The organism is Aeromonas sp. S41-2 (assembly GCF_027705845.1).
In the GTDB taxonomy this organism is placed as follows: domain Bacteria; phylum Pseudomonadota; class Gammaproteobacteria; order Enterobacterales; family Aeromonadaceae; genus Aeromonas; species Aeromonas hydrophila.
The window spans coordinates 700,891-712,071 of sequence record NZ_JAPDCG010000002.1; the positions used below are offsets into that span (position 1 = coordinate 700,891).

An 11,181-nucleotide genomic window follows, 5' to 3' on the forward strand; every position below is an offset into this window, starting at 1 on the left:
GCTGGCAGGTGTCCATCATGAAAAATGAATTAAATCTTTCGTTCGGGATCTTTTATGTCTCCGCTTATTTGCTGGTGATGTTGTTAGGGATTGGGTGTTTTCTATGGCACGACGAATTGATATTTCTGCTGGGGTTTGCCTTTTTCGGCTGTTTTATCGCCGCGCGCATCGCCATGAGCGCCGTGCTGGCGGCATTGAGCGTGCAGGCGGCCTGGCTCATCGCCTTTCTCTCCACCACCCTGGTCAACTGCCTGCTGGCGGGCGTGCTGGGGCTCGGGGTCTACCTCACCCATCGGGTAGTGTCGGTGGAAATAGCTGACAATATCAGTGGGTTATTGCTGGGGCTTCAGCTCTTTTCCGCCGCCTTCATCTTCGGCGGACTGAAGCTGCACAACTACCGGCTGCTCTCCTCATGAGCCTGCGACAGCAGCAACAGGGGCAGAGGATGGGCCAGTTGGCGGCGATATGCGGCGAATGCCGGCGATAGTGACGCCATATTTGGGCGCGGCGGGAAATATCCGCTGACGGAGCTGTAATATGTGCCAGGGCCGGCTTGGTTGTAATGGGGATGGGGCTAACTTATTATGCCAGCCATCCTGCGATAATCTGCGCGATGCTATTTCAGTGCATGTTAGTTTTTATAATTAAGCGTTAAGTTTTTAAAAATTAATTATAACATCTGACTGCGATGGCTGATGCATTGTTTACCGTTGTTGCCGTGCTGCAATTGGCCAGCAAGGGTACCCATCTAGATGTAATGCGAGGCCTGAATGCTGAATGTGAGTGCCATTCCGTTGACCGATATCTCACCCATCTGGGATGACGGCTTTCTCTCCCTCTCCAAGAATCTGCTCTCTGCTGTCACCCTGGACGATTTCATCAAGAAGCTGAACCGGATCCAGCCCTGCTTTCGCCAGGTGGACCGGGTCAACCTCATCCTCAATCTGGGAACGGGGGAGGAGGCGGTCTTCTACTACCTGGGGGAGCAGGGGCCGGCACACCTCATCTGCCGCAAGGCCGATCTCCATTTTTCCCGCGAGCAGGCCATCGTGCTGCCGGCGAGCCGCTTTCGCCACCGCTGCGAACAGCTGGCGAGCACTCCTGTCTATGACGGCTTGCACTCTTACTGCCAGCTGCCCATCACCACCGCCCGCAGTCACCTGGGCGGGGTGGAGTTCATCAGCCGCGAGGCCAATGCCTTCCCGATGGAGACCCTGGCCAAGCTGACCCAGCTGGCGGCCATCGTCGCCATTGCGCTGGAGAACGTACTGGACAAGGAGCGCACCCTGGAGCAGGCCAACTCCCTGCGCCTTGAGCGCGACAGCTGCAAGATCCTGGTGGACGTGACCAACGCGGTGATTAAGTTAGTGCGCATCGCCGAGCTGCCCCAGAGCCTGTTCACCATACTGCACCACCACTTTGGCATCAGCAGCCTGTGCCTGGCCGAGTACAACGCCACCTCCGACAGCTTCAAGAGCTACCTGGTTAATCAGCAGCAGCGCGAACAGCCGGGCATCATCAACCATTCGTGTTTTGAGAAGAACTGCCTGCAGGGGGCGCTCGGCCACAGCGAGCCCTTCTTCCTCTATCGCGAGCAGGGCCACGGCTGCCAGTCGAGCTGCCGTTTCACCTCCCAGATCCTGCCCCCCGACGCCGACAGCTCCTGCATCCTGCCGCTGCGCTATCGGGGCAACCTGCTGGGGGTGTTGATCCTCTCCCACCCCGAGGCGGATTTCTTCGCCGACCTCGATATCTCGCTGCTCGAACAAGTGGCGGCGCGCACGGCGATTGCCATGAACAACGTGCAGGCGCAGCAGGAGATCTCCAACACCACCGGTGCCAGGGAGAAGACCCTTCGGGTCGACGGACCTGCGCCGCAGGGGGACTTTGCCAACATCATCTACCAGAGCGCCGTGATGGAGAAGGTACTGGAGAAGGTGAAGCTGGTGGCCCAGAGCGACTGCACCGTGCTCATTCTGGGGGAGACCGGCACCGGCAAGGAGCTGATCGCCCAGGCCATTCACGCCCTGAGTGCCCGCCACGATCACGAGATGGTCAAGGTGAACTGCGCCGCCATTCCCACCGGCCTTATCGAAAGCGATCTGTTCGGCCACGAGAAGGGGGCCTTCACCGGGGCGCTGACCCAGCGCATCGGCCGCTTCGAGCGGGCCCACAAGGGCACCCTGTTCCTCGACGAGGTGGGGGACATGCCGCTCGATCTGCAGCCCAAACTGTTGCGGGTGTTGCAGGAGCACGAGCTGGAGCGGGTGGGCAACAGCAACCCCATTGCCATCGACGTGCGGCTGGTGGCAGCCACCAACTGCGATCTGCTCTCCATGGTCAAGAACAAGCGCTTTAGAAGCGATCTCTATTACCGCCTCAACGTCTTTCCCATCGAGCTGCCGCCCCTGCGCGAGCGGCGCGAGGATATTCCGCTCTTGGTCAACTTCTTCATCAAGAAGATCGCCAAGCGGATGCGCCGCACCATCACCTCCATCCCGGCCGACGCCATGAAGATGCTGGTGTCGCTCCCCTGGTACGGCAACATCCGCGAGCTCGAAAACATCATCGAGCGGGCGGTGGTGATGACCCGCGGCCATGTGCTGAATCTCTCGCCGGACGAGTTGCTGCCCCTCAAGGGCTTTCACAAGATAGAGACCCTGGTCTATGACGAGCCGGCCCGGGAGCTGTTTCGCGAGCCGCTGCCCGCCTTGCCGCAGGGTGACGAGGCACAGGGGGAGGATGAGCGGGTCAGCATCATCCGGGCGCTGAAGGCGTGCAACGGCATCGTTGCCGGCGAGCGGGGCGCGGCCCAGCGCCTTGGCATGAAGCGCACCACCTTGCTGTCGAAAATGAAACGGCTCGGGATCTCGGCCAAAGATCCCCGCACCCTCAACTAAGGGGCCCCAGATGTTGCTTGAACTCGACCCCGATACCCCGCAGGCGCTCAGCGCCCACCGCGAGGTGGTCCATTACCATCAGCGCGGCGTCACCACCGACAGCGCCATGCAGCTGCCTTGCGAAACCCCGGTGGCGCTGGTCTACAACGGCATCGCCCACAGCGTGATGATGTGCTCGGCCGCCGATCTGGAGGATTTCGCCATCGGCTTCTCGCTCTCCGAGGGGATCATCGACAGTCTGCTCGATATCCACGACATCGAGCAGCAGAGCGCCTGTCGCGGCATCGAGCTGCACATCACCCTGGCCAATCGCTGCGTTCATCGCCTGAAAGAGAAACGGCGCACCCTGGCCGGGCGCACCGGGTGCGGCATCTGCGGCAGCGAGAGCCTGGAACAGGTGGTGCGCGCCCAGCCAAGGCTGCCCGACAGCCAGCGCTTTGCGGTGGGTCATATCGACAAGGTGCTGGCGGCGCTGCGCCCGCTCCAGCTGCTGGGGCAGAGCACGGGGGCGACCCATGCCGCCGTGCACGTGGACGGCGAGGGCAACATCCTCGCCATTCGCGAGGACGTGGGACGCCATATCGCGCTGGACAAGCTGGTTGGGCACCTGCAGCGAAGTCAACGGCGCGACGGCGCCATCCTGGTGACCAGCCGCGCCAGCTTCGAGATGGTGCAAAAGTGCGCCAGCGCCGGGGTGGAGATCTTGCTCGCCATCTCGGCCGCCACTGAGCTTGCGGTCGAGCGGGCCGAGCAGACCGGGCTCACCCTGGTGGGCTTTTGCCGCCCGGGGCGGGCGGAGATCTACAGTGGTCGCCAGCGCATCCTGCTGGCGAGCGCGGCATCATCCCCCGTTTCGGCAGAGGGCTGAGGGCACAAGGCCATTGGCGCTCGGGGTTGGCTCGGGTATAGTCCTGCGCCAACAAGATAGGTTCGGTCGCGCTCCTTGCCCGTCAGGGCGCCGTGGCCGACACAGCGTCAAAGGATACCAAGCCCATGAAATTCAGCCCGCTGCTGGATGAGATGATGAAAGCCCTGCAGGTGCTGCCGGGTGTCGGCCCCAAGTCGGCCCAGCGCATGGCATTTACCCTGCTCGAGCGTGAGCGCAGCGGCGGCCTGCGGCTGGCCCAGCTGCTCTCTCGCGCCCTCACCGAGATTGGCCACTGCAGCCACTGCCGCACCTTCACCGAGAACGAGCGCTGCGAGATCTGCGCCAATCCCAAGCGCGAAGAGAACGGCCTGCTGTGCGTGGTGGAGAGCCCGGCGGACGTGGCCGCCATCGAGCAGACCGGCCAGTTCTCCGGCCGCTACTTCGTGCTGATGGGCCACCTCTCGCCGCTGGACGGCATTGGCCCGGAAGAGCTGGGGCTGGAGATCCTGGAGCGACGGTTGAAAGACGAGGCGATCAGCGAGCTGATCCTGGCCACCAACCCCACCATCGAGGGAGATGCCACCGCCTGGTACATCGCCGACATGGCCCGCGCCGCCGGCGTCAAGGTGAGCCGGATTGCCCACGGGGTGCCGGTGGGCGGCGAGCTGGAGCTGGTGGACGGCACCACGCTCTCCCACTCCCTGATGGGGCGTCAGCCCCTTAACTGAGTCAGCGTCTGTTCTTCAACAGGCCCTGCGTCGCGACTCAGCAGCAATACCAGAACCCGCCTCGGCGGGTTTTTTGTTGGGCAAGAGGGTCGATTGGCGCAAAAATCGCCATTCGCACGCCTCGACGTTTTGCCCCCCTTGAAATGGCGATCGCCGGCCCCATCTTGGATCGGGAATATGTTCAACCCGAATCGCCTGAGGATAGTGTCGATGACCCAAAGCGTTCATGCCGAAACCCACGGGTTTCAGACTGAAGTCAAACAACTGCTGAGCCTGATGGCCCACAGCCTCTACTCCAACAAAGAAGTGTTCCTGCGCGAGCTGATTTCCAACGCCTCCGATGCGGCGGACAAGCTGCGCTTCAAGGCGCTTTCCGATGCCTCTTTGTTCGAAAACGACGGCCAGTTGCGCGTTCGCCTGGTGGTTGATAAAGAAAATCGGACCCTGACCATCTCTGACAACGGGATCGGTATGACCCGTGATCAGGTGATCGAGCACCTGGGCACCATCGCCAAGTCCGGCACTGCCGAGTTCTTCAAGAACCTCTCCGGTGATCAGGGCCGCGACTCCCAGCTGATCGGTCAGTTCGGGGTGGGCTTCTACTCCGCCTTCATCGTCGCCGACAAGGTGACCGTGGTGTCCCGCGCCGCCGGTAGTGCTCCGGAGCAGGGCGTGCAGTGGGAATCTGAAGGGGAAGGCTCCTTCACCGTGGCTGACGTGACCAAGGAGGGCCGTGGTACCGACGTCATCCTGCACCTGCGCGCCGAAGAGGACGAGTTCCTCGACGACTGGCGTCTGCGCTCCGTGGTCAGCAAATATTCCGACCACATCAGCGTGCCGGTGGAGATGTTCAAAGAGGGCACCCCGGATCGGGAAGAAGACGGTGAAACCATCGTCGGTACCCCGGGCGAGTGGGAGCAGGTCAACCGCGCCACTGCGCTGTGGACTCGCAACCCGAAAGAGATCAAGGACGAGGAGTATCAGGAGTTCTACAAGCACGTCGCCCACGACTTCGAAGATCCGCTGTTATGGGGTCACAACCGGGTGGAAGGGGCGCAGGAGTACACCAGCCTGCTCTACGTGCCGGCCCGCGCCCCGTTCGATCTCTACAACCGGGATCAGAAACACGGCCTGAAGCTCTACGTACAGCGCGTCTTCATCATGGACGACGCCGAGCAGTTCATGCCGGCTTACCTGCGCTTCGTCAAAGGGGTGCTGGACTCCAACGATCTGCCGCTCAACGTCAGCCGTGAAATCCTGCAAGACAACAAGGTGACCGTCTCCCTGCGCAAGGCCTGTTCCAAGCGCGTGCTGACCATGCTCGCCAAGCTGGCCAAGGATGATGCCGAGAAGTACGCCAAGTTCTGGAGCGAGTTCGGCAATGTGCTCAAAGAAGGCCCGGCCGAGGATTACGCCAACCGCGAAGAGATCGCCAAGCTCCTGCGCTTTGCCAGCACCGCCGGCGAGGGCGAAGCCCAGACTGTGTCGCTGGAGGATTACGTTGGCCGCATGAAGGAAGGCCAGCAGAAGATTTACTACATCACCGCTGACTCTTACGCCGCCGCCAAAAACAGCCCGCACCTCGAGATCTTCCGCAAGAAGGGCGTCGAAGTGCTGCTGATGTGGGAGCGGGTCGATGAGTGGCTGATGAGCCACCTGACCGAGTTCGACGGCAAGCAGCTGGTCTCCGTCACCCGTGGCGAGCTGGATCTCGGCGATCTGGAAGACGACGCCTCCAAACAGGCGCAGGAAGAGGCTGAGAAAGCCAACGCCGGTCTGGTGGAGCGGGTCAAGCAGAGCCTGGGTGAGGCGGTGAAAGAGGTGCGTGTCACCCACCGTCTGACCGACTCACCGTCCTGCATCGTTACCGATGCCCACGGCATGAGCACCCAGATGATCAAGCTGATGCGTGCCGCCGGCCAGCCGGTGCCGGAGCAGAAGTACATTCTGGAACTGAACCCCGATCACGCCCTGGTGAAGAAGCTCGATACCATCCAGGACGAGGCGCTGTTCGGCGAGTGGGTCACCCTCTTGCACGAACAGGCCCAGCTGGCCGAGCAGGGCGGGCTCAATGATCCGGCGAGCTTCGTCTCTCGTATCAACCGTCTGTTACTCCAGGCATGATGTTTGGGCCCACTGCGTGCAGTGGGCTCTTTCTTTTCTGGCGCCTGCCCCGTCCGGGGCGGGCGCCAGTTGCGTGCAGCGCTGCTGCATTTTCACTCATTTTTCGTACACGGATCTGCGCCAATGGTCGTATTGCCATGTCGGAAAGATGGTGAAAAATAAGCCACTCACACGGGGCAAGCTTGTGAAAATGGGCGAAACCGTGTAGTTTTTTGCCTTCTCAAGAATTGAATAACCAATCAATAGGAGCGTGTATGCGCATTGTTCTGTTGGGGGCTCCGGGTGCCGGCAAGGGTACTCAGGCTCAGTTCATCATGGAAAAACACGGTATTCCGCAGATCTCCACCGGCGACATGCTGCGTGCCGCGATCAAGGCGGGCACCGAGCTGGGCCTCAAGGCCAAAGCCGTGATGGACGCAGGTCAGCTCGTCTCTGACGACATCATCATCGGCCTGGTCAAAGAGCGTATTGCCCAACCGGATTGCGCCAACGGCTTCCTGCTGGACGGTTTCCCGCGCACCATTCCCCAGGCGCAAGCCATGAAGGACGCCGGTGTTGCCGTGGACTTCGTGCTGGAGTTCGACGTGCCGGACGAAGAGATCGTCAAGCGCATGAGCGGTCGTCGCGTTCACTCCGGCTCCGGCCGTACCTACCACGTGGTGTTCAACCCGCCGAAAGTGGAAGGCAAGGACGACGTGACCGGTGAAGATCTGGTGATCCGTGCCGACGACGAAGAGACCACTGTGCGCAAGCGTCTGGATGTATATCATCAGCAGACCGCACCGCTCATCGGCTTCTACGGCAAGGAAGCGGAAGCGGGCAACACCCGTTACGTCAAGATTGATGGCACCCAGCCGGTGGATCTGGTCAGCAAGCAGCTGGCGACCATCCTGGGCTAAGCCCGCCATTGCCATCGTCCCCAAGGGGCCAGCGGCAATGTGCCAGTGAGACAAGGGCCCGGCATGGGCCCTTTCTTGCATTCAGACATAACAACAGAACGACAGGAAGCATACGTGACCACGAAAACCGGGATCTTGCTGGTCAATCTGGGTACCCCAGCCGCGCCCACCACGGCCGCCGTCAAGGCGTTTCTCAGCCAGTTTCTGCACGATCAGCGGGTCGTCGACCTGCCGCGCTACCTCTGGTGCCCTCTGCTCCACTTCATCATCCTGCCGACCCGCTCCCCCAAGGTGGCCAAGCTCTATCAGCAGGTGTGGACCGAGCAGGGCTCGCCGCTGATGGTGATAAGCAAGCAGCAGCGCGCGGCGCTGGAGCAGGAGCTCAAGCGCGAAGGGGTCGAGGTGCCGGTGGAGCTGGCCATGACCTACGGCTCCCCTTCGCTGGATGAGGGCTGGCAGGCGCTCAAGGCCAAGGGAGTCAACCGGGTGATCCTGTTGCCGCTCTATCCCCAGTATTCGGTCAGCACCACCGCCTCGGTGTTCGATGGCTGGGCCAAGGCGATGAAAAAAGAGCGCAACCTGCCGGTGGTGCGGCTCATTCGTGATTACCATGCTCACCCCGAATATATCCAGGCGCTGGCCATGAGCGTGCGTCGCCACTGGGAACAGCACGGCCAGGGCGAGCACCTGCTGATGTCGTTCCACGGCATTCCCGAACGCTACGAGCGGGAAGGGGATCCCTATGGTCACCAGTGCCGGCGCACCGCCGCCCTGCTGGCCGAAGCGCTCGGGCTGGAGGCCAGCCAGTGGACCGCCAGCTTCCAGTCCCGCTTTGGCAAGGAGGAGTGGCTCAAGCCCTACACCGACGTGACCATCGGCGGCCTGCCGGCCACCGCGATCAAGCGGCTCGATGTGATCTGTCCCGCCTTTGCCGCCGACTGCCTCGAAACCCTGGAGGAGATCCAGGTGCAGAACCGGGAGATCTTCATGGCCGCCGGTGGCGAGCAGTTTGAATACATTCCAGCCCTCAACAGCGATCAGGCCCACATCCGCATGATGGTGTCGCTGATCTGCCGCGAGCTAGCCTGACGGGGCATTGCCCGCACCACTCATCGGTGCGGGGCTCTGATCGTTGATTGTCCAAGGAGAAGGAGTTTCACCATGATGCATATCACCCTGATTTACGCCGGCCTCTTGGGGCTGCTGTTCCTCTTGCTCTCCTTCTGGGTGGTCAAGCGCCGGGCCCAGTTCAAGGTGATGATAGGGGAAGGGGAGGCGCCCGAGATGCGCGCCGCCATCCGGGCCCACGGCAACTTTGCCGAGTACGTGCCGCTCACCCTGCTGCTGATGGCGCTGTGCGAGCTGGCGGGCGTCGGGGCCTTCTGGCTTCATGCCGGCGGCCTGGCGCTGCTGGTGGGGCGGATCCTGCATGCCATCGGCATCCAGATCCCCAAGGCACCCAACCTGCCGAGGCTGGTCGGCACCCTGCTGTTCTGGCTGGCGCTGGGGCTCTTCTCGGTGCTGGCGCTGGCACAGGGGCTTGCCGCCGGCTGAGTCTTGTTCGCGGTAAAAACCACCTCCTTGCGAGGTGGTTTTTTTGATGGGTTTTGGTAAACGTTTTCCTCTGCAGCCCGTGTCTATACTGACTTCATATTTTAATCAGGCGACTTTTCGGCGCGGCGGATTGTGTTAAAATCCCGCCCCTCTTTCCCCCAGAGCACAAGAACATTGCCATGAAATTTCCCGGTCAGCGCAAGTCCAAACACTACTTTCCAGTGGATCGTCGTGATCCCCTCATCTCCCAGAGCGCGGTGCTTGCGGAGCGGGGCAAGGCCTATGTGGTCGGGATTGACCAGACGCTGGTCGACATCGAGGCGCACGTTGATCTGGCATTTCTCGAGCGTTACGGCCTGAGCCGCGGCCACTCCATGCTCATCTCCGACGACGTGGCCGAGCAGATCTACGACGAGCTCAAGAGCAACAACATGGTGGTGAGCGAGTTTGCCGGCGGCACCATCGGCAACACCATGCACAATTACTCGGTGCTGGCGGACTCCCACTCCATCCTGCTCGGCGTCATGAGCCAGGACATCCGCATCGGCAGCTACGCCTACCGTTACCTGTGCAACACCTCGTCACGGGTGAACCTCGACTACCTGCAGCCGGTAGACGGCCCGGTCGGCCGCTGCTTCACCTTCATCACCGAAGGGGGCGAACGGAGCTTTGGCATCAACGCCGGCAAGATGGATCATCTGGATGTGGCCCACATCCCCGAGACCATCATCAAGGAGTCCTCCGCCCTGGTCATCACCGCCTACCTGGTGCGCGGTGAAGATGGCACCCCCATGAAGGACGCGGCCATGACCGCGGTGCGTTATGCCCGCGAGGCCGGTGTGCCGGTGGTGCTGACCCTGGGTACCCGCTTCGTCATCGAGTCAGACCCCCAGTGGTGGCGCGATTTCATCAGCGAGAACGTCACCGTGCTCGCCATGAACGAGGAAGAGGGCGAAGCCCTGACCGGCTTCTCCGATCCGCTGGCTGCCGCCGACAAGGCGCTGGACTGGGCCGACATGGTGCTCTGTACCGCAGGGCCGGTGGGGCTCTACATGGCGGCCTACACCGAAGAGGACTTCAAGCGCGAAACCACGCTGCCGCTGCTGCCCGGTGTCATCCCCGAGTTCAACATGTACGAGTTCAGCCGCCCCATGACCCGCAGCGGCTGCCGTGTGCCCAAGCGTATCTACTCCCACATCTCCCCCTACATGGGCGGGCCGGAGAAGATCAAGAACACCAACGGGGCAGGGGACGGGGCACTCTCCGCCGTGCTGCACGACATGGTGGCCAACGCTTATCACCGCAGCGCCGTGCCCAACTCCGCCAAGCACGTGGCCGAGTTCCTCACCTACTCTTCGCTCTCCCAGGTGTGCAAGTACGCCAACCGGGTGAGCTACGAGGTGCTGGCCCAGAGCAGCCCGCGTTTGTCGCGCGGTCTGCCGGAGAAGGAAGACAGCCTGGAAGAGGTGTACTGGGAGCGTTGATCCCGCCCCTTGCGCTGAAAACGCCTCCTTCGGGAGGCGTTTTGTCAGGTAAAACCCGGCCGCGGGCAGTTTTTTGTGTGATAAACCCCAAGATGCTTGAGTCCATGTCACTTTTGCGACACCATTTGGCCACCGCATTGCCACTCGGCACTGCCGTGGCCGCAGCACCCGATAGAGAGAGAGCCCCATGAGTAAGTTAACTGACAATCTTGACGCCAATTTCCAACTGTTCATCGAAGAAGTCCGCGAGTCGGGTCAGGTATGGGGCTTGCGTTACGGTGAAGACTGGGTCGTCTGCCGCTCTGCCGAGTTCGAAGATGCCGACGTGATGCCGCTCTGGTCTGCCGAAGGGGATGCTCGCCTGCACTGCGTGGACGAGTGGGCCGACTACGAGCCGGAAGTGATCGAGCTGGAAGAGTTTCTCGACATCTGGATCAACGATCTGGACGAAGACGACGTGCTGGTCGGCCCGAACTGGAACGCCGATCTGGAAGGGCAGGAGCTCGAGCCCATCGAGCTGGCCAAGGCGCTGGTGGAACTGGACGCCTGAACCACACTGCATTGAGCCGGGTCTTGGCCCGTCTGACGAGAACCGATATCCGCGAGGATGTCGGTTTTTTTATG

The 11,181-nt window shown here is 61.7% G+C and carries 10 protein-coding genes; all 10 read left to right on the forward strand.

Annotated elements, in window-relative coordinates; genetic code table 11:
• Positions 1-17 precede the first annotated feature (17 nt).
• The 10 genes from OKC44_RS07665 (at position 18) to OKC44_RS07710 (ending at position 11,107) form a co-directional block, all read left to right on the forward strand.
• On the forward strand, positions 18-416 hold the full coding sequence (locus OKC44_RS07665) for a hypothetical protein (RefSeq protein WP_005301849.1): 399 nt from the start codon (positions 18-20) through the stop codon (positions 414-416).
• 354 nt (positions 417-770) lie between these two features.
• On the forward strand, positions 771-2,900 hold the full coding sequence (locus OKC44_RS07670; RefSeq protein WP_024944009.1) for a sigma 54-interacting transcriptional regulator: 2,130 nt from the start codon (positions 771-773) through the stop codon (positions 2,898-2,900).
• A gap of 10 nt (positions 2,901-2,910) precedes the next feature.
• The gene (fdhD, locus tag OKC44_RS07675; protein ID WP_017784686.1) at positions 2,911-3,768 is read left to right on the forward strand and encodes a formate dehydrogenase accessory sulfurtransferase FdhD; all 858 of its coding nucleotides are present in this window, start codon (positions 2,911-2,913) and stop codon (positions 3,766-3,768) included.
• Between the two features lie 125 nt (positions 3,769-3,893).
• Entirely contained in the window at positions 3,894-4,496 is a 603-nt protein-coding gene (gene recR / locus OKC44_RS07680; protein ID WP_010633741.1) for a recombination mediator RecR, read from the forward strand.
• A 210-nt stretch (positions 4,497-4,706) separates the two neighbouring features.
• Positions 4,707-6,620 carry a molecular chaperone HtpG gene (htpG, locus tag OKC44_RS07685; RefSeq protein WP_270812021.1) on the forward strand — a complete coding sequence of 638 codons (1,914 nt, stop codon included), beginning with the start codon at positions 4,707-4,709 and terminating at the stop codon, positions 6,618-6,620.
• Positions 6,621-6,874: 254 nt separating this feature from the next.
• Complete coding sequence (gene adk / locus OKC44_RS07690) at positions 6,875-7,519, forward strand: adenylate kinase (RefSeq protein WP_011706319.1); 645 nt, start codon at positions 6,875-6,877, stop codon at positions 7,517-7,519.
• 114 nt (positions 7,520-7,633) lie between these two features.
• Positions 7,634-8,608, forward strand: coding sequence for a ferrochelatase (gene hemH, locus OKC44_RS07695; protein WP_270812024.1), 975 nt, complete (start codon positions 7,634-7,636; stop codon positions 8,606-8,608).
• Positions 8,609-8,680: 72 nt separating this feature from the next.
• A complete protein-coding gene (locus OKC44_RS07700) occupies positions 8,681-9,073 on the forward strand; it encodes an MAPEG family protein (protein WP_011706317.1) in 393 nt (130 codons plus the stop codon).
• A 179-nt stretch (positions 9,074-9,252) separates the two neighbouring features.
• Complete coding sequence (locus OKC44_RS07705) at positions 9,253-10,557, forward strand: inosine/guanosine kinase (protein WP_011706316.1); 1,305 nt, start codon at positions 9,253-9,255, stop codon at positions 10,555-10,557.
• 187 nt (positions 10,558-10,744) lie between these two features.
• A complete protein-coding gene (locus tag OKC44_RS07710) occupies positions 10,745-11,107 on the forward strand; it encodes a DUF2750 domain-containing protein (protein ID WP_010674427.1) in 363 nt (120 codons plus the stop codon).
• The last annotated feature ends 74 nt before the right edge of the window (positions 11,108-11,181 follow it).